The sequence below is a fragment of the Microbacterium sp. JZ101 genome, from assembly GCF_053903175.1.
The window spans coordinates 2,547,418-2,565,924 of sequence record NZ_CP096400.1; the positions used below are offsets into that span (position 1 = coordinate 2,547,418).

The 18,507-nt window shown below is 71.5% G+C and carries 13 protein-coding genes and 1 pseudogene; 1 reads left to right on the top strand and 13 read right to left on the bottom strand.

From position 1 onward, the window contains the following. Positions 1-150: 150 nt before the first annotated feature. From M1D56_RS11835 to M1D56_RS11880, 10 genes and pseudogenes are all read right to left on the bottom strand, one after another. Complete coding sequence (locus M1D56_RS11835; protein WP_456283670.1) at positions 151-603, bottom strand: NUDIX hydrolase; 453 nt, start codon at positions 601-603, stop codon at positions 151-153. A gap of 42 nt (positions 604-645) precedes the next feature. Then, positions 646-2,040, bottom strand: coding sequence for an allantoinase AllB (allB, locus tag M1D56_RS11840; RefSeq protein WP_456285238.1), 1,395 nt, complete (start codon positions 2,038-2,040; stop codon positions 646-648). A gap of 36 nt (positions 2,041-2,076) precedes the next feature. Continuing rightward, positions 2,077-3,201 (bottom strand): annotated as a pseudogene (locus M1D56_RS11845) (glycerate kinase); the annotation flags it as partial. Between the two features lie 22 nt (positions 3,202-3,223). Next, positions 3,224-5,020 carry a glyoxylate carboligase gene (gene gcl / locus M1D56_RS11850; RefSeq protein ID WP_456283671.1) on the bottom strand — a complete coding sequence of 599 codons (1,797 nt, stop codon included), beginning with the start codon at positions 5,018-5,020 and terminating at the stop codon, positions 3,224-3,226. A 69-nt stretch (positions 5,021-5,089) separates the two neighbouring features. Next, entirely contained in the window at positions 5,090-5,977 is an 888-nt protein-coding gene (locus tag M1D56_RS11855) for a 2-hydroxy-3-oxopropionate reductase (RefSeq protein WP_271173935.1), read from the bottom strand. A gap of 37 nt (positions 5,978-6,014) precedes the next feature. Further along, complete coding sequence (locus M1D56_RS11860) at positions 6,015-6,809, bottom strand: hydroxypyruvate isomerase family protein (protein WP_282979717.1); 795 nt, start codon at positions 6,807-6,809, stop codon at positions 6,015-6,017. 157 nt (positions 6,810-6,966) lie between these two features. Continuing rightward, a complete protein-coding gene (locus M1D56_RS11865; RefSeq protein ID WP_271173937.1) occupies positions 6,967-7,794 on the bottom strand; it encodes a bifunctional allantoicase/(S)-ureidoglycine aminohydrolase in 828 nt (275 codons plus the stop codon). Between the two features lie 9 nt (positions 7,795-7,803). Continuing rightward, entirely contained in the window at positions 7,804-9,081 is a 1,278-nt protein-coding gene (locus M1D56_RS11870) for a DUF6986 family protein (RefSeq protein ID WP_456283672.1), read from the bottom strand. Beyond that, on the bottom strand, positions 9,078-10,679 hold the full coding sequence (gene aceB / locus M1D56_RS11875; RefSeq protein WP_456283673.1) for a malate synthase A: 1,602 nt from the start codon (positions 10,677-10,679) through the stop codon (positions 9,078-9,080). Before aceB ends, M1D56_RS11870 begins: the two co-directional genes overlap by 4 nt. A 15-nt stretch (positions 10,680-10,694) precedes the next feature. Next, positions 10,695-12,119 carry a malic enzyme-like NAD(P)-binding protein gene (locus M1D56_RS11880; RefSeq protein WP_456283674.1) on the bottom strand — a complete coding sequence of 475 codons (1,425 nt, stop codon included), beginning with the start codon at positions 12,117-12,119 and terminating at the stop codon, positions 10,695-10,697. Positions 12,120-12,265: 146 nt separating this feature from the next. Between M1D56_RS11880 and M1D56_RS11885 the strand changes: the two genes are divergently transcribed. Continuing rightward, on the top strand, positions 12,266-13,024 hold the full coding sequence (locus M1D56_RS11885) for an IclR family transcriptional regulator (protein WP_324014201.1): 759 nt from the start codon (positions 12,266-12,268) through the stop codon (positions 13,022-13,024). 65 nt (positions 13,025-13,089) lie between these two features. On the opposite strand, the gene aceE is transcribed toward M1D56_RS11885, so the two are convergent. From aceE to pucL, 3 genes are all read right to left on the bottom strand, one after another. Then, positions 13,090-15,813 (bottom strand): pyruvate dehydrogenase (acetyl-transferring), homodimeric type, encoded by a 2,724-nt coding sequence (gene aceE, locus M1D56_RS11890; RefSeq protein WP_456283675.1) that lies wholly within the window; start codon positions 15,811-15,813, stop codon positions 13,090-13,092. After that, positions 15,810-17,402, bottom strand: coding sequence for a nucleobase:cation symporter-2 family protein (locus tag M1D56_RS11895; RefSeq protein ID WP_421076311.1), 1,593 nt, complete (start codon positions 17,400-17,402; stop codon positions 15,810-15,812). The genes aceE and M1D56_RS11895 overlap by 4 nt, the downstream gene beginning before the upstream one ends. A 167-nt stretch (positions 17,403-17,569) precedes the next feature. Beyond that, positions 17,570-18,505 carry a factor-independent urate hydroxylase gene (gene pucL, locus M1D56_RS11900; protein WP_282979723.1) on the bottom strand — a complete coding sequence of 312 codons (936 nt, stop codon included), beginning with the start codon at positions 18,503-18,505 and terminating at the stop codon, positions 17,570-17,572. Between the last annotated feature and the right edge of the window lie 2 nt (positions 18,506-18,507).

Genomic DNA, 18,507 nt, shown 5'->3' on the forward strand with positions numbered 1-18,507 from the left:
TAGTCGGCGGGCGGTCAGAGCCCCACGCGGCGGGCTGCCGGCGCCCCGCTCGGAGGGCTGCCGCCATCCAGACCAGCGCCCGTCGCCGAGACCAGTGCGGGGAACGCCAGTCTCGACGACCGACGCTAGTCTCACGAAGGAGGCGGGCGGTCAGAGCACGGCGAGGCGGGCGAAGACGTGCTCGCGGTTGAGCGGCGCCTGTGACGGATCGTCCACCGCCGCGACCGGGACGACCCACCGGAGCTCGTCGATCTCGGCCTGCACGACCGGCTCGACCGGAGTGCGGGTCGTGAACACGGTGGCGAGCAGCGCGTAATCGGCCTCGTTGGCCGCACGGGTCGCGAAGGTGCCCAGCAGGCGCAGGTCGGCGGGCGCGATCTCCAGCCCGAGCTCCTCGCGCACCTCGCGGATGGCCGTGTCGACCGCGCTCTCCCCCGCCTCGGGCTTCCCGCCCGGCAGCATGAACGCGCGCGTGCCGCGCTTGCGCACGGTCAGCACCGCGCCATCCGCTCGCAGGAAGGCGATCGCGGCGACGGTGATCCGCGGGGCGGACGACGCCGTCGCCGAGGAGGGTCGGATGGCGGCTGCGGGGTTCACGGGCACGTCGAGCCATGTTAGCCGCAGCCGCCATCCGGCGGCCGTGCGTCAGTCGATCATGCCGCGGCGGAGGAGCTGCCCCCGCGGGGTGCTGCCGTCGACGACCTGACCGCGCAGGTACGTGCGGCGCACGAGACCCGAGAGCGCGCGGCCCGCGTACGGCGTGATCGGGTTCTTGTGGTGGAGCTTCGCGACGTCGACGACGTACGCATCGTCGTCGGCGAACACCGCGAAGTCGGCGTCGTAGCCGGGCGCGATGCGCCCCTTGCCGGTGAGCCCCGCGAACTGCGCCGGCCGGTCGCTCATCCACGACACCACGGTCTCGAAGTCGATGCCGCGGTGACGCGCCTCGGTCCACACGAGCGACAGCCCCAGCTGCAGCGAGGAGACGCCGCCCCATGCCACCGCGAAGTCGCCGTTCTCGAGGTCCTTCAGGTCGAGCGTCGACGGGGAGTGGTCCGAGACGATGAAGTCGATCGTGCCGTCCTGCAGGCCCTCCCAGAGCAGCTCGCGGTTGCCGGCCTCGCGGATCGGCGGGCAGCACTTGTACTGCGTGCCGCCCGTCGGGATCTCCTCGGCGGTGAGGGTCAGGTAGTGCGGGCAGGTCTCGACCGTGAGCCGCACGCCGTCGCGCTTCGCCGAGCGGATCATCGGCAGCGCGTCGGACGACGACAGGTGCAGGATGTGCGCACGCGCCCCGGTCCAGCGGGCGCGCTCGATGACCTCGGCGATCGCGATGTTCTCGGCGCCGCGGGGGCGCGAGGCGAGGAACTTCGCGTAGTCGTCGCCCTCGGGCGAGGGCGCGCGGTCGATGGCGCGCGAGTCCTCGGCGTGCACGAGCATGACGGAGTCGAACGATGCGAGCTCGCGCATGTCGTGCTCCATCTCGTCGGCGTCCAGCGGCGGGAACTCGTCGACGCCCGAGTGCAGCAGGAAGCACTTGAATCCGAAGACGCCGTCGTCGTGCAGGTCGCGCAGGGACGACGTGTTGCCGGGCACGGCGCCGCCCCAGAAGCCCACGTCGATGTGCACCTGGTCGCGCGCGACGGCGCGCTTCTCCTCGAGGGCCGGCACGTCGATCGTCGGCGGGATGCTGTTGAGCGGCATGTCGATGATCGTCGTCACGCCGCCGGCGGCCGCGGCGCGGGTCGCGGAGGCGAAGCCCTCCCACTCGGTGCGGCCGGGCTCGTTGACGTGCACGTGGGTGTCGACGAGGCCCGGGATGAGGGTCTCGCCTGGGGCCAGCTCGACGACCTCGTCGCCCTCGAGCGCGTTCCCGAGCGGCTGGAGCGCCACGATCCGGCCATCCCGCACGCCCACCTCGCGCGGGCGCAGGCCCGAGGTCGTGAGCACCCGCTCGCCCCGGATCACGAGGTCGTAGCGCTCGCGGGGAAGCGTCGAGGCGGCTGTCGAGTCTGCACTGTGTTCGGTCTGCGACGACATCGTCGCTCCTTTCGAATGGTCTCTCATCAGTTTCGCGGAACGGGCCGCGAGATGCTGCGCGGCGATGTCGCGGCCGATCGCGCGCAGGTGGATGGCGGCGTCGCGGATGCTCGCCGCCGCGTCGACGGCGCGGTCGCTCGTCGCGTAGCACGCGGCGAACCCCGCCTCCCGCCAGCGCTCCTCGCCGAGGAGCGACCGGCCGCACACGGCGACGGCGGGCACCCCCGCGGCCGCCGCCGTGCGCGCGACGCCCAGCGGCGTCTTCCCCCCGAGGCTCTGCTCGTCGAGCGAGCCCTCACCCGTCACGACGAGGTCCGCCCCCCGCAGACGGTCGGCGAGACGGGTGAGGTCGAGCACGACGTCGACGCCCGCACGGCGTCGAGCGCGCAGCGCCGCGAGAGCGCCGAAGCCGACGCCGCCGGCCGCGCCCGCACCGGGCAGGTCGCGGGCAGCGACGCCCGCTGCGGCCTCGAGGGCGTCGGCGAACACCGCGAGCGCGGCGTCGAGGGTCTCGACGTCGGCGGGCGATGCTCCCTTCTGGGGCCCGAAGACGCGCGCCGCACCGCGCGCCCCGAGCAGCGGATGGTCGACATCGCTCGCGAGGACGATCTCCGCGCCGACGAGCCGGGGATCGAGCCCCGACAGGTCGACGCGGCGGACGCGCGCGAGCGCTGCACCGCCATCCGGCACCTCGCGCCCCTCCTCGTCGAGGAGACGCGCGCCGAGGGCCGCGAGCATGCCCGCTCCCCCGTCGGTGGAGGCCGATCCCCCGACCGCGAGCACGAGCCGGCGTGCACCGCGGCCGAGGGCGGCCCGGATCAGGTCGCCCGTGCCGCGCGACGACGCCCTCAGCGCGTCGCGCTCGGCTTCGGGCACGAGCTCGAGGCCCGAGGCCGTCGCCATCTCGATGACGGCGAGGTCGTCGCGCTGCGCCCACGTCGCCGCGACCGGCTCGCCGAGGGGCCCGGACGCGACCGCCGCGTGCCGGGCGAACCCGTTGGCGACCGCCGCGTCGACCGTGCCCTCGCCGCCGTCGGCGACCGGCGCGAGGTCGATCTCCGCGTCGGGGAGCTCGTCGCGCAGGCCGTCGGCGACGGCCTGCGCGACCTGCTCCGCGCTGAGAGACCCCTTGAACTTGTCGGGGGCGATGACGATGCGCACGCGCGTCCTCCGGGCGTCCTGCTCAGGCCGTGACGGCGGCCGGACGCAGCGGGATGGTCGCGGTCGGCGCGTCCTCGGGGCCCTCGGCGAGGTCCTCGAACTCGTTGATCGCGTCGATGCCCGCTGCGCCCATCGAGATGTTGGTGACGCGCTCGAGGATGACCTCGACCACGACCGGCACCTGGTGCTCCTCCATGAGCTTCTTCGCCTGCTCGAACGCGCCCGCGAGGTCGCCCGCTTCGCGCACGCGGATCGCCTTGCAGCCGAGGCCCTCGGCCACTTTGACGTGGTCCACGCCGTAGCCCTCGGTCTCGGGGCTGTTGACGTTGTCGAACGCGAGCGACACGTGGTAGTCCATGTCGAACGCGCGCTGCGCCTGGCGGATGAGGCCCAGGTAGGAGTTGTTCACGAGCACGTGGATGTAGGGCAGCTTGAACTGCGCGCCCACCGCGAGCTCCTCGATGAGGAACTGGAAGTCGTAGTCGCCTGACAGCGCGACGACGGTCTTCGTCGGGTCGGCGGTCACGACGCCGAGCGCCGCGGGCAGCGTCCAGCCGAGGGGTCCGGCCTGACCGCAGTTGATCCAGTGACGCGGGCGGTACACGTGGAGCAGCTGCGCGCCGGCGATCTGCGACAGGCCGATCGTCGAGACGTAGCGGACGTCGCGGCCGAACGCGGCGTTCATCTCCTGGTACACGCGCTGCGGCTTGATCGGCACGTTGTCGAAGTGCGTCTTGCGCTGCAGCGTCGCCTTGCGCTCCTGCGTCTCGGCGACCCAGGCCGACCGGTCGCGGAGCGACCCGGCCGCCTTGCGCTCGCGGACGAGCTCGAGCAGTCCGCGGATCGCGGCACCCGCGTCCGACACGATGCCGAGGTCGGGCGCGAACACGCGGCCGATCTGCGTGGGCTCGATGTCGATGTGGACGAAGCGGCGGCCCGCACGGTAGACGTCGAGGGCGCCCGTGTGGCGGTTCGCCCAGCGGTTGCCGATGCCGATCACGGCGTCGGAGGCGAGCAGGTTCTCGTTGCCGTAGCGGTGCTGGGTCTGCAGGCCCACCATCCCCGCGTGCAGGGCGTGGTCGTCGGGGATGACGCCCCAGCCCATGAGGGTCGGGATGACGGGAAGGCCGAGCTCCTCGGCGAGCGCGACGAAGTCGTCCGACGCGTCGGCGTTGATGATGCCGCCGCCCGCGACGAGCACGGGCCTCTCGGACGACTCGATGAGGTCGAGCACGGCCTCGAGCTGGCCGCGGGTGGCCGCGGGGCGCGCGATCGGCAGCGGCTCGTACAGGTCGATGTCGAACTCGATCTCGGTGAGCTGCACGTCGATCGGGAGGTCGATGAGCACGGGGCCGGGACGGCCCGAGCGCATGAGGTGGAACGCCTGCTGGAAGACGCCGGGCACCTGGCCGGCCTCGAGCACGGTCTTCGCCATCTTCGTCACGGGAGCCGCGATCGAGGCGATGTCGACCGCCTGGAAGTCCTCCTTGTCGAGCTTGGCGACCGGCGCCTGGCCCGTGATGCAGAGGATCGGGATGGAGTCGGCGGATGCCGAGTACAGGCCCGTGATCATGTCGGTGCCGGCAGGGCCCGACGTTCCGATGCAGATGCCGATGTTGCCCGGCTCGGCACGGGTGTACCCCTCGGCCATGTGGCTCGCCGCCTCGACGTGGCGGGCGAGCACGTGGCGGATGCCGCCGTGGGCGCGCATGGCGGAGTAGAACGGGTTGATGGCGGCGCCCGGCAGGCCGAAGGCCTGCGTGGCGCCCTCCTTCTCGAGGATGAGCACTGCCGCGTCCACGGCGCGCATCTTGGTCATGATGGTCTCCTGATGGTCTTGTCGCCGCGAGGGCCGAGGCCGCTTCCGCTGCGGGAGGTGAGGGTGGGGCTACGCCTTGCTCGCGCGGCCGGAGAGCTCCTCGACGAGGAGGAGGAGGCCCGAGTGGTCGAGCGACCCGTAGCCCTTCTGACGAGCGGCGCCCATGAGCTGGGCGGTGAGGGCGCCGAGCGGGATGTGGACGCCGGCTTCACGGGCGGCGCTCGTGACGATGCCCATGTCCTTGTGGTGGAGGTCGATGCGGAAGCCCGGCTCGAACTCGCGCTTGATCATCGACGCGGCCTTGCGATCGAGGATCCGGTTGCCGGCGAGTCCGCCTGCGAGCACCTCGACGGCGCTCGTCGTGTCGACGCCGTACGCCTCGAGGAAGACGAGGGCCTCGGCGACGAGCTCGATCGTGCCGGCGACGATGAGCTGGTTGGCCGCCTTGACCGTCTGGCCCGAGCCGGCGGGACCGACGCGGACGATCGTCTTGCCGACCGCCTCGAGAACGGGGCGGACCTCCTCGACGACGGCCTCGTCGCCGCCGATCATGATCGAGAGCACGCCCTCGATCGCCCCGGCCTCTCCGCCGGACACGGGCGCGTCGAGCGCGCGCAGGCCGGCCTCGGCGGCGGCCTCCGCGAGTCGCGCCGAGACGTCGGGCCGGATGCTCGAGAAGTCAATCCAGACGGCGCCCTTCTGCGCGTGGGCGAACACGCCCTCCGAGCCGCCCACGACGGCCTCGACGTCGGCCGAGTCGGGCACCATCGTGGCGACGATGTCGGCGCCGGCGACGGCCTCCGCGATCGACGCGGCACCCGTGCCGCCCGCCTCGACGAGTGCGTCGACGGCGCCCCGGCTGCGGTTGAAGCCCACGACGTCGTGGCCGGCCGAGATGAGGTTCTTCGCCATGGGGAGGCCCATGATGCCGAGTCCGATGAACGCGATCCTGGTCATGATCTGCCTTTCCGAGATGTCTGTGCGGGGGAAGCGGTCAGCTGCGGGCGGCCGCGGCGTCGAGCCAGGCGAACGGGGCGTCGCCCGTGGCCTTGTACTCGAGCCCGATCGGGCCGTCGTAGCCGAGCTCGCGGCTGCGGTCGATCCACTGCTGCAGGGGCAGGTCGCCCGTGCCGGGCTCGCCGCGCCCGGGGGCGTCGGCGATCTGGATGTGGCCGAAGCGCGCCGCGTGCGCCTCGATCACCGCGGCGACGTCGTCGCCGTTGACCGCGAGGTGGTAGAAGTCGGCGAGCAGGCGCACCTCGCCGGCGCTCGCCGGGACGCGGGCGATCACGTCGAGCGCGTCCTGCGCCGTGCGCAGCGGGTAGCGGTCGGCGCCCGAGACGGGCTCGAGCAGCACCGTGCCGCCGATGCGGGCGACGGCGGTCGCCGCGGCGGCGAGGTTCTCGGCGCCGAGCGCGTCCTGCTCCTCGGGCGTCGCGTCGTCCTGGCGGAGGCCGTACAGCGCATTGAAGGCGCGCGTGCCGAGACGCTCGCCGATGCGGGTCACGACGTCGAGGTTGTCGCGGAACTCCTGCGAGCGCGCGGGCCACGAGACGAGGCCGCGGTCGCCGGCGGGCATGTCGCCCGCGAAGAAGTTGAGCCCCGTGAGCTGCACGCCGGCGTCCTCGATCGCGCGGACGAAGGCGTCGACCTCGTCCTGCGCGGGCACGGCCTCGGCGAACGGCCACCAGAACTCGACGGCGTCGAAGCCCGCGGCCTTCGCGGCGGCAGGGCGCTCGGCGATCGGCAGCTCGGTGAGGAGGATCGAGCAGTTCACCGTGTACGTCATCGGACCGGCCTTTCTAGTTTCATAATCCGGAAGATTAGTTCTGATATGTGAAATCTACCGGATGGTCCCGGCGCGCGTCAACCCGCAGTCGCCGGCGTCCGGACACAACGATGGCCGGGAACCGCCCCAACGAGGTCCCCGGCCATCGCGCCGTGAGTCAGAGGGTGATCTGACGGTTCACGTCCTTGTAGAGCAGGTACCGGAACACCCCGGGACCGCCCGCGTAGCAGGCCTGCGGGCAGAACGCCCGCAGGGAGAAGTAGTCGCCCGGCTGCAGCTCGACCCAGTCGTCGTTGAGCCGGTAGACCGCGTTGCCCTCGAGGACGAAGATGCCGTGCTCCATGACGTGCGTCTCGAGGAACGGGATCTTCGCACCGGGCTCGAACGTCACGACCGTGATGTGGAAGTCGTAGGCGAGGTCCTCGACGTCGAACAGCCGCGTCGTCCGCCAGGCGCCGTCTGTGCCGGGCATCGGCGCCGGCTCGATCTGCTGCTCGTTCCCCGCGAACGCGCGGGGCTCGAGTCCCTCGACGCGCTCGTAGCGCTTGCGGAACCAGTGGAACTGGGCCGTCTGGCCGCCGTCGTTGCGCAGCGACCAGCGCGCGGCCGGGGGGATGTACGCGAAGCCGCCCGGCGTGAGCTCGTGGCGCTCGCCGTCGATCTCGACCGACACCGACCCGGTGAGGACGAAGACGAAGCCCTCGACCTCGGCCTGGGGCTCGGGCCCGTCGGACCCTCCACCGGGCTCGACCTCGAGCACGAGCTGCGCGAAGGTCGTCGCACCCGATGCGACGGGGCGGTTGAGGATCCAGGCGCGGGTGCCGCGCCATTCGGGCAGCACGCTCGCGACGATGTCGCGCATGACGCTGCGCGGGATGACGGTGTACGCCTCCGTGACGATCGCGGCCGACCCGAGGGAGTCGGTCTGCGGCGGCAGCGTCGGGTCGATCGTCGCGTAGTCGTAGGTGGGAGTGGTGATGGGCATGGGGTCCTCTCAGGCGCGGCGGGGGTGGGCCAGGGCGACGAGCGCCTGCTCGTCGATGCCCACGCGCTCGCGCAGCTCTTCGGAAGTGACGGCTCCGGACTGGACGCCGCGGACGAGGAACCCGGCGAGCGCTCGCGCGGTCGCGGGCTCGTCGAGGAAGCCGCCCGAGTTCTGCTCGACGTAGTCGCGCAGGCGCGTGGCGACGCCGCCCAGGCCGTCGCGGAAGAACGCGTAGCTGGCGATGAAGCGGCTCGGCAGGTGCGCAGGGTGCAGATCCCACCCCTGGTAGTACGCGCGCTCGAGCGAGCGGCGGACGAGCCGCGCGTGCAGGCGCCACGCGTCGCGCACGCGCTCGGGGTCGCCCGTCGGCACGACGTTCGTCGAGCCGTCGCTGAGGCGGACGCCCGTGCCGGCCACCGCGACCTGCATCACGGCCTTCGCGTGATCCGCCGCCGGGTGCTCCATCGACTGGTACGCCGCGGAGACCCCGAGCGATGCGGAGTAGTCGTACGTGCCGTAGTGGAGGCCGGTGATCCTCCCCTTGCCGGCGTGGATCAGCGTCGCGACGGGTGCGGTGCCGTCAGCGGCGAGGATGAGCTGCGGTGTCTCCACCTGCACCTCGAACCCGAGGCGGCCGGGGACGAGCCCCAGGCGCTCCTCGATCCGCTCGAGGAGCGAGACCATCGTGCGCACCTGGTCGACCGTCGTCACCTTGGGCAGCGTGAGGACGAGCCCCTCGGGGAGCTCCCCGCGCGCCGCGAGGGTCGTCAGGAACAGGTCGAGCGTGCGGATGCCGCGGCGCCGCGTCGGGGCTTCGAAGCACTTGAAGCGGATGCCCGCGAACGGCGGCGCGGTGCCGGCAGCGACGTCATCGGCGAGCGCCTCCGCCGCGGCGACCACGGCGGCGTCCTCCTGCTCGTCGCCACGGTCGCCGAAGCCGTCCTCGAAGTCGATCCGGAGATCCTCGATCGGCTCGGTGCGCAGCTTCGCCGAGACGCGCTCGACGATGACGTCTGCCTCCGCGTCTCCGACGAGGTCGGACACGAGAGCGCGGAGCCCGCCCGATGCCTCGACGGCCTCGAGCGCCGCGGCGCCCCACTCCCCCGCGAGTCCGGGCCGGTAGAGGTGGCCGGGGACGTAGACGGTGTGGATCGGCTGGCGCGCACCCGTGTCGCCGGGATAGCTCTCGACGAGCAGCCGGTCGGTCGCGGCGAGCGCGGCGTCGGCCTCGGCGTAGTCCGACTCGCCGAGCGATCCGGCCACCTCGACCGCGCGAGCGGCCGTCATCGTGCCACGACCTCGTCGTAGGCGCCGTTGGTCAGGAAGTCGGCGTACTCCTCGGAGAGCACGATGTCGCGCACGAGCCGCGAGGCCGGCACGTAGAGCCGCTCGAAGTCGTCGCCGGGCACCTCGCCGCGCAGGCGCTCGACCTCCTCGTCCAGGATGCGCTCGACGAGATCGCGCGTGACGGTCTCGCCCGAGTCGAGCGTGACGCCGTTGCGGATCTGCTGCCACACCTGCGAGCGGGAGATCTCGGCGGTCGCCGCGTCCTCCATGAGGTTGTGGATCGCGACCGCGCCATTGCCCCCGAGCCAGGCCGCCGTGTACGCGACGGCGACGTAGAGGTTCAGACGGAGGCCGTCGAGCGTCGCCGTGCCGCCCGCCGAGCGGACGTCGAGGAGCTCGGGGCCCTCGATGCGCACGTCGGGGCGCTGGCGGTCGATCTGGTTCGGCCGCTCGCCGAGCACCTCGTCGAACACCTCGCGGCACACGGGCACGAGGTCGGGGTGCGCGACCCACGAGCCGTCGAAGCCGTCGTTCGCCTCGCGCAGCTTGTCGGCGCGGACCTTCGCGATGGCCTGCTCGGTCACCTCGGGCTCGCGGCGGTTCGGGATGAAGGCGGCCATGCCGCCCATCGCGAACGCGCCGCGCTTGTGGCACGTCTGCACGAGCAGCTCGGTGTACGCGCGCATGAAGGGCGCGGTCATCTGCACCTGCGCACGGTCGGGCAGGGTGAACGCCTCCCCCGCGTCGCGGAAGTTCTTGATGATGCTGAACAGGTAGTCCCAGCGCCCGGCGTTGAGACCCGACGCGTGCGGTCGCAGCTCGTAGAGGATCTCGTCCATCTCGAACGCGGCCGTGATCGTCTCGATGAGCACCGTGGCGCGGATGGTGCCGGGCTCGATCCCGAGGGCGTCCTCGGCGTACGTGAAGACGTCGTTCCACAGGCGCGCCTCGAGGTGGCTCTCCATCTTCGGGAGGTAGTAGAACGGCCCCTGCCCCGCGTCGGCGAGGATGCGGGCGTTGTGGAAGAAGTGGAGTCCGAAGTCGACGAGCGCGCCGACCGCGCTCTCGCCGTCCCAGCGCACGTTGTGCTCCGGCAGGTGCCACCCGCGGGGGCGGACCACGACGACCGCGAGCGGCGCGTCCGTCCGCAGCGCGTACGCACGGCCGTCGGGAGCGGTGTAGGAGAGCGAGCCGCGGGCGGCGTCCTTCAGGTTGACCTGCGCGTCGACGACGTTGTGCCACGTCGGCGCCGACGCGTCCTCGAGGTCGGCGAGCCACACCTTGGCCCCCGAGTTGAGGGCGTTGATCGCCATCTTCGCGGGGCTCGCGGGGCCCGTGATCTCGACACGACGGTCGCGGATGGCGGCGGGCGGCTCGGGCACGCGCCAGTCGCCGGCGCGCACGTCGGCCGTCTCCGGCAGGAAGCCGAGGGTGTGCGTGCGGGCGATCTCGTCGCGTCGCTCGCGGCGGCGGTCGAGCAGCTGCGGCACACGCGCGGCGAAGCGCTCGTGGAGCGCGTCGACGAAGGCGAGCGCCTCGGGGGTGAGGATCTCCTCGGCGCGCGCGACCGGCGCCGGATCGGTGATCTGGATCGACATGATGGTGCTCCTCTCCTAGTGCGCCGCGGCGGCGACGGGCTCGTGTGCGCGCTCGCGGTCGCGCTCGGCGACGGCGACGATGGCGTCGGCCACATCGCGCGCGACGTCGCGGTCGAACACGCTGGGGATGATGTAGCTCTCGTTGAGCTCCTCGTCGGAGACGTTGCGGCTGATGGCCTCCGCCGCCGCGACGAGCATCTCGGTCGTCACGTCGTTGACGCCCGCGTCGAGCAGCCCGCGGAACACGCCGGGGAACGCGAGCACGTTGTTGATCTGGTTCGGGTAGTCGCTGCGGCCCGTGGCGACCACGGCCGCGTGCCGTCCGGCGATGACCGGATCGATCTCCGGGTCGGGGTTGGCGAGGGCGAAGACGATCGAGCGCGGTGCCATCGTCGCGACGGCCTCCTCGGTGAGCACGTCCGGCGCGCTGACGCCGATGAAGACGTCGGCGCCGGCGACCGCCTCGGTGAGCGAGCCGGTGAGACCCTGCTGGTTCGTGTTCTCGGCGATCCACCGGCGGTGCTCGTCGGCGTACTCCTCGCCGCGAGAGATGACGCCCGAGCGGCCGGCCGCCACGATGCGGCGCACGCCGGCGGCGAGGAGGAGCTGGATGATCGCGTGGCCGGCGGCGCCGACGCCCGAGACGACGACCTCGATGTCCTCGATGCGCTTGTCGACGACGCGGAGCGCGTTGTTGAGCGCGGCGAGCACGACGATCGCCGTGCCGTGCTGGTCGTCGTGGAAGACCGGGATGTCGAGCTCCTCGCGCAGACGGGCCTCGATCTCGAAGCACCGGGGAGCGGCGATGTCCTCGAGGTTCACGCCGCCGTAGACGGGGGCGATCGCCTTGACGATCTTGACGATCTCGTCGGTGTCCTGCGTGTCGATGCACACGGGCCAGGCGTCGACGTCGGCGAACTGCTTGAACAGGGCCGCCTTGCCCTCCATGACCGGCAGCGCGGCCGAGGGTCCGATGTTGCCCAGGCCGAGCACCGCCGATCCGTCCGTGACGACCGCGATCGTGTTGCGCTTGACCGTGAGGTTGCGGGCGAGCTTCTCGTCATCGGCGATGGCGAGGCAGACGCGCGCGACACCCGGCGTGTAGGCGCGGGACAGGTCGTCGCGGTTGCGCAGCTCGACCTTGGGCACGACCTCGAGCTTGCCGCCCAGGTGGATGAGGAACGTGCGGTCGCTCACGTGCTCGACCGCGACGCCCTCGATCGCGCGGATCGCGTCGGCGACCTGGTCGGCGTGATCGGGCGACGAGGTGTTGGCGGTCACGTCGACGACCATGCGGTCGGCGTGCGACTCGACGACATCGAGCGCGGTCACCTGAGCTCCCGCGGCGCCGACCGCGGCGGCGAGCTCGCTCGTGACCTGGTAGCTCGAGGGCGCCTGGACGCGGACGGTGATCGAATACCCGGGGCTCGGGTTGGCCATAGGATCCTCCTTGATCGGCGGGGCCCGCACGTCGATTGTGCGGACTCGGAGACGAGAGCCGTTTTTCCACGAAGTGGAGTTTTGCTTCTGCGTTGTGGAATGATTGTAGAACGAAGTGCGGACCGGCCGCAACTGGAGGAGATCCCATGACCGAACGCACCACAGGCGGCGTGCAGTCCGTCGAGCGCGCCTTCGAGCTGCTCGACCTCATGGCGGACGCGGGCGGCACGCAGACGCTGTCGGAGCTCGCGAACCGCACGGAGCTGCCGCCGCCGACCATCCACCGCCTCCTGCGCACGCTCGTGGGGCGCGGGTACGTCCGCCAGCTGCCCAACCGCCGCTACGCGCTCGGGCCCCGCCTCATCCGCCTCGGCGACGGTGCCAACCGCCAGCTCGGGCAGATCGCGGAGCCGTACCTCGCCGACCTCGTCGGCCGGCTGCAGGAGACCGCCAACCTCGCGGTGCTCGACGGAGACATGGTCCTGTACGTCGCGCAGGTGCCGTCGCCGCACTCGGTGCGGATGTTCACCGAGATCGGGCGACGCGCACACACGCACGACACGGGCGTGGGCAAGGCGATCCTGTCGCAGCTCGACGAGCCGACCGTGCGGTCGATCGTGTCGCGGGTCGGGATGCCCCGCGCGACCGAGCACAGCATCGGCGACCCCGAGGAGCTCGTCTCGCACCTGTCGCTCATCCGCGAGCGCGGCTACTCGATCGATGACAACGAGCAGGAGATCGGCGTGCGCTGCTACGCCGTGCCGATCCCGAACGCCCCCACGCCGACGGCCGTCTCGGTCTCCGGCCCGCAGACCCGGGTCGACGAGGCGTTCGGCGAGCGCGCCGTGCCGCTCCTCCTCGAGGCCGCCGAGGCCATCAGCCGGGAGATGAACCGCACGGTCTGACGCCGCGCACACGGAAGCGGGGTCGGGCGTCCTGGACGCCCGACCCCGCTTCCGTGTGCCGACGACTACGCGTCGCCGCCGGCCGTTCCGGTGTGGCCGGCGCGCACGTCCTGCAGACGGTAGCGCTCGGCGGCCTGACGCGCAGCCGCGGGGTCGACCGCGCCGTCGAGTGCGAGCGCCTCGAGCGTGCGGACGACGATCGACTCGACGTCGACCCGGAAGAACCGCCGCGCCGCGGCCCGGGTGTCGGAGAACCCGAAGCCGTCGGTCCCGAGCGAGAGCCAGCGGCCGGGCACGTACGGCGCGATCTGGTCCTGCACCTGCCGCATGTAGTCGCTGACGGCGACGACCGGACCGCCGGACCCCTCGCGGAGGCGCCGGGTCACGTAGGGCTCGCGCGGCTCGCCCGCGTGCAGGATGGCGCTGTCGGCGTCGATCGCGTCGCGGCGCAGCTCGTTCCAGCTCGTGACCGACCACACGTCGGCCGCGACGCCCCACTCCTCCGCGAGCACCCGCTGGGCCTCGATCGCCCACGGCACCGCGACGCCCGACGCGAGGATCTGCGCGGAGACGCCCTCGCCATCCGCCTGCGACACGCGGTGCATGCCGCGGAGGATGCCGTCGACGTCCACGCCCTCCGGCTCGGCCGGCTGCGAGATCGGCTCGTTGTAGACCGTGAGGTAGTACATGACGTTCGGGTCGGGATGTGCCCCTCCGTACATGCGCTCGAACCCCGCGCGCACGATGTGCGCGAGCTCGTACCCGTAGGCCGGGTCGTACGAGACGACTGCCGGGTTCGTCGATGCCAGGAGCGGCGAGTGGCCGTCGCCGTGCTGCAGCCCCTCGCCCGTGAGGGTCGTGCGCCCCGCGGTCGCGCCGATCACGAAGCCGCGCGCCATCTGGTCGGCCGCGGCCCAGAACGAGTCGCCCGTGCGCTGGAACCCGAACATCGAGTAGAAGACGTAGACGGGGATGAGCGGCTCGCCGTGCGTCGCGTACGACGTGCCCGCCGCCGTGAAGGCCGCGACGGCACCGGCCTCGTTGATGCCGACGTGGAGGATCTGACCGGCCTCGGACTCCTTGTAGGCGAGGAGCAGCTCGCGGTCGACCGACATGTAGTTCTGCCCGCGCGGGTTGTAGATCTTCGAGGTCGGGAAGTACGCGTCCATGCCGAACGTGCGCGCCTCATCCGGGATGATCGGCACGATCCGGTGCCCGACCTTCTTGTCGCGCAGGATGTCGCGGAGGATGCGCGCGAACGCCATCGTCGTCGCCGCCTGCTGGGCTCCCGAGCCCTTCTTCGCCGAGGCGTACACCCCATCGGCCGGGAGCTCGATCGCGGTGTGCGTCGCACGGCGCTCGGGCACCGGGCCGCCCAGCGCGCGACGGCGCTCGAGCATGTACTCGAGCTCGGGCGCGCCCGGCTCAGGGCGGAAGTACGGCGGCCGGTACGGGTCCTCCTCGAGCTGCGCGTCGGGGATCGGGATCCGGAGCAGGTCGCGGAAGTCCTTGAGATCCTGGAGGGCGAGCTTCTTCATCTGGTGCGAGGCCATCCGGCCCTCGAAGCTCGGACCGAGCGTGTACCCCTTGACCGTCTTCACGAGCACGACCGTGGGCTGACCGCGGTGCTCCATCGCCGCCTTGTAGGCCGAGTGCACCTTGACGTAGTCGTGCCCGCCGCGCCGGAGGTTCCAGATGTCCTCGTCGGAGTAGTCCGACACGAGCGCGAGCGTGCGCGGGTCGCGCCCGAAGAAGTGCTCGCGGACGAACGCACCCGACTCGGCCTTGAAGGTCTGGAAGTCGCCGTCCGGTGTGCGGTTCATGAGGTCGACGAGCGCGCCGTCGACGTCGCGCTCGAACAGCGCATCCCACTCGCGGCCCCAGACGACCTTGATGACGTTCCACCCGGCACCGCGGAAGAACGCCTCGAGCTCCTGCATGACCTTCGTGTTGCCGCGGACGGGCCCGTCCAGACGCTGCAGGTTGCAGTTGATCACGAACGTGAGGTTGTCGAGCCCGTCGTTCGCCGCGAGCTGCAGCAGCCCGCGCGACTCGGGCTCATCCATCTCGCCGTCGCCGAGGAACGCCCACACGTGCTGATCGGACGTGTCCTTGATGCCGCGCGCGTGCAGGTACCGGTTCGCCTGCGCCTGGTAGATGGCGTTCATCGGCCCGATGCCCATCGAGACCGTCGGGAACTCCCAGTAGGCCGGCTTGAGCCGCGGGTGCGGGTACGACGGCAGACCGTGCCCCTCGCGCGAGCGCTCCTGGCGGAAGCCGTCGAGGTCGGCCTCGTCGAGGCGCCCCTCCACGAACGACCGCGCGTACATGCCGGGAGACGCGTGCCCCTGGAAGTACACCTGGTCGCCGCCGCCCGGATGGTCCTTGCCGCGGAAGAAGTGGTTGAAGCCGACCTCGTAGAGCGTGGCGGCGCCCGCGTAGGTCGCGATGTGGCCGCCCACGCCCCCGGTCGACGGGTGCTGCGCACGATGCACCATGACCGCCGCGTTCCAGCGGATCCATGCCCGGTAGCGGCGCTCGGCCTGCTCGTCGCCGGGGTACGGCGCATCCTGCGAGGCCGGGATCGTGTTGACGTAGTCGGTCGTCAGCTCGGCCCGCGCGCGGTCCGCGCCGACGCGGGCGGCGAGCGCCTCGATCATGCGGTGCGCGCGCTCGCGGCCGCCCGCGGCCACGAGGCCGTCGATCGATTCGAGCCACTCCGCGGTCTCGGCGGGATCGACGTCATCGACCCTCCGGTCGAGGAGCGCGGGTTCGAAGGGTGCTGTCATCGGCGGAAGCCCTTCCGGATGGTGCGCGAGCCCTGAGCGGGGGTGTCGGGCGCGACGCGGTCGACGGAGCTGATGTGGATGGAGGTGGTCTGGTTGCCGGCCGCGTTCACGCGGACGATCGGGACCTCGTTGCCGTCCGCGGCGATGAGCTTGCCGCCGACGAACGTGTCGCCGTCCTCGAGGGCCTCGAGTTCGTCCTCGCGGACCATGCGCGGGGGCGACGCGACGAAGACCGAGGCGTTCTTGCGCACGTTGCCGAGGGTGAGCTCGTTGAAGATGAGGTTGAGCAGGACGGCCATGATCGCGGCGGACGAGATGCCCGAGTGGAAGATGACCTCGAACCAGTCGGGGAACAGGTGGTAGATGTCGGTCTTGACGACCGGCAGCATGCCGAACGCGAGCGACGCCGCGACGATGATGAGGTTCATGTTGTTGCGGTAGTCGACCTTCGACAGCGTGCGGATGCCCGAGGCCGCGACCGTGCCGAACAGGACGATGCCCGCGCCGCCGAGGACCGGCATCGGGATGGCCGCGGCGACGCGCCCGAGGATGGGCAGGACGCCGAGGATGACGAGGATGACGCCGCCCGCGGTGACGACGAAGCGGCTCTTCACGCCCGTGATGGCGACGAGGCCCACGTTCTGCGCGAACGCGCTCTGCGTGAACGAGTTGAGCAGCGGCGACACCGCGCTGGCCGCCATGTCGGCGCGCAGGCCGTTGGCGATGCGGCGGGAGTCGACGCGCGCCCCCGTGATCTCGCCGACCGCGAGGATGTCGGCGGTCGTCTCGGTGAGGATCACGAGCACGACGACGAGCATCGACACGATCGCTGCCGGGTCGAAGACCGGCGCGCCGAAGGCGAGCGGGGTGGGGATGGCGAAGACCGGGCCGTCGAGGACCGACGAGAAGTCGGCCATCCCGAGCGGGATCGCGATGACGGTGCCGATGATGAGCGCGAGCAGGATCGACAGGCGCGAGATCGTGGCGCTGCCGAGCTTGGAGAGCACGACGATGATGAGGAGCGTGAGCCCGGCGAGCCCGACGTTGGCCATCGAGCCGTAGTCGTCGGCGGCCGCGTTGCCGCCCATGATCCAGTTGCCGGCGACCGGGATCAGCGAGAGGCCGATCGCGGTGATGACGACGCCCGTGACGACGGGCGGGAAGAAGCGGAGGATCATCGCGAAGAACGGCGTGATGACGAAGCCGATCAGCGACGCGGCGAGCACGGCGCCGAAGACCGCGGGCAGCCCTCCTCCCCCGTTCACGATCGCGAGCATCGTCGCGACGGCCGCGAACGACGTGCCCTGCACGAGCGGGAGCTTCGATCCGAAGAACGGGATCCCCACGCTCTGCAGGATGGTCGCGAGGCCTCCGATGAAGAGGCACGACGCGATGAGGAGGCCCTTCTCCGCGTCGGTGACGCCGGCGGCGCCGCCGAGGATGATCGGCGGGGCGATGATCCCGCCGTACATCGTCAGGACGTGCTGCAGTCCGTACATGAACGACCTGCCGACGGGCAGGCGCTCGTCCTCGGGCGATCCGGCGACATCCAGTGATCCGGGCAGCGCCCGGCGGTTCTTCTTGCTCATTGCTGACCTCCTTGTCGGCACGGCGGCGCTCGGCGCCGCCCAGGTTCGCGCGTGATCGCGCAGCGCCCGCGCGAGCGTGCGCGGGCACGCCCGTCCGCGGTCGGGTCGTCGAGAGCGATGACCCGACCGCGACGGGCTGTCGAGACGGCGCAGGGGCCGTCACGGCATCAGACGTAGGCGGGGATGCCCTGCCAGATGGCCGCGGTGTCGCCGAGGCCCTCGCGCCGCAGCGTGCCCTCGATGAGGCCGTACGGGCTGTGGGCGGCGTAGAACACCTCGTTGGGGTTGTCCTGGCCGAAGGGCTCGAGGTCCACGACGAAGTGGTGGAGGTTCGGCATGGAGAACTTGATCTCGTCGATCTCGGGGTGCGCCTCGAGCACGGCGCGGCCCATGATGTACTGCGTCTCCTGGAGCGCGCGCGAGTAGTGGTTCGTGAACGCCTCGAGCATGATCGTCCGGACCGACGCGAAGACCTCGTTGAAGTCGATGTCGGTGCGGTTGTACAGCCAGCGCGCCGTGACGTTCGTCGCGAGGATGCGGTCGGTCGTCTCGGGGAGCGTCGTGTAGCGGTCGACCGGGTAGCCGACGAATCCCGACTGCGTCGTCTTGAGGACGGCGAGGTCCTCGAGACCCGCGACCACGTGCGTCTGGTCGCCGACGATCTTCACGACCGCGGTGCGGGTCTCGGCTCCCGTGCCGCCGCGGAAGAACGAGTGGTCGTGGCCCTCGCCCGCGACCGGGATGCGCGACCACGTCGCCTGACGCGCGCCCCAGCGGCCGCCCGTGACCCACTCGAACTCGCTCGTGAAGTGGCGGCCGAGGCGGATGAGGAAGTCCTCGGGCGACCCGATGCCCTCCCGGGCGAAGCCGAACACCGTGTTCTTCTGTGTGTCCGTCGGCACGACGTGCGAGTTGTCGCCCTCGTAGTAGCACGAGTCGAAGTCGCCGTGGAGCTGCGAGACGACCGTGAGGTCCTCGATCTCGTGGCGGTCGGTGTCGCGCGTGACGCGGACGACGTGGACCTCTGCCTTGCCGTACTGGCTGTCGCCCAGCACGACCTTGGTCTGGGACGAGGTCTCGACGGTGGTGTCAGCGATGGTCATGA

What these genes read in the sequence shown, in the direction of transcription:
- allB (WP_456285238.1), bottom strand. Translation starts at nt 2,040, where the DNA reads ATGTCGTCGCAGACCGAACACAGTGCAGACTCGACAGCCGCCTCGACG.
- gcl (WP_456283671.1), bottom strand. Translation starts at nt 5,020, where the DNA reads ATGACCAAGATGCGCGCCGTGGACGCGGCAGTGCTCATCCTCGAGAAG.
- M1D56_RS11855 (WP_271173935.1), bottom strand. Translation starts at nt 5,977, where the DNA reads ATGACCAGGATCGCGTTCATCGGACTCGGCATCATGGGCCTCCCCATG.
- M1D56_RS11860 (WP_282979717.1), bottom strand. Translation starts at nt 6,809, where the DNA reads ATGACGTACACGGTGAACTGCTCGATCCTCCTCACCGAGCTGCCGATC.
- M1D56_RS11865 (WP_271173937.1), bottom strand. Translation starts at nt 7,794, where the DNA reads ATGCCCATCACCACTCCCACCTACGACTACGCGACGATCGACCCGACG.
- M1D56_RS11870 (WP_456283672.1), bottom strand. Translation starts at nt 9,081, where the DNA reads ATGACGGCCGCTCGCGCGGTCGAGGTGGCCGGATCGCTCGGCGAGTCG.
- aceB (WP_456283673.1), bottom strand. Translation starts at nt 10,679, where the DNA reads ATGTCGATCCAGATCACCGATCCGGCGCCGGTCGCGCGCGCCGAGGAG.
- M1D56_RS11880 (WP_456283674.1), bottom strand. Translation starts at nt 12,119, where the DNA reads ATGGCCAACCCGAGCCCCGGGTATTCGATCACCGTCCGCGTCCAGGCG.
- M1D56_RS11885 (WP_324014201.1), top strand. Translation starts at nt 12,266, where the DNA reads ATGACCGAACGCACCACAGGCGGCGTGCAGTCCGTCGAGCGCGCCTTC.
- aceE (WP_456283675.1), bottom strand. Translation starts at nt 15,813, where the DNA reads ATGACAGCACCCTTCGAACCCGCGCTCCTCGACCGGAGGGTCGATGAC.
- M1D56_RS11895 (WP_421076311.1), bottom strand. Translation starts at nt 17,402, where the DNA reads ATGAGCAAGAAGAACCGCCGGGCGCTGCCCGGATCACTGGATGTCGCC.
- pucL (WP_282979723.1), bottom strand. Translation starts at nt 18,505, where the DNA reads ATGACCATCGCTGACACCACCGTCGAGACCTCGTCCCAGACCAAGGTC.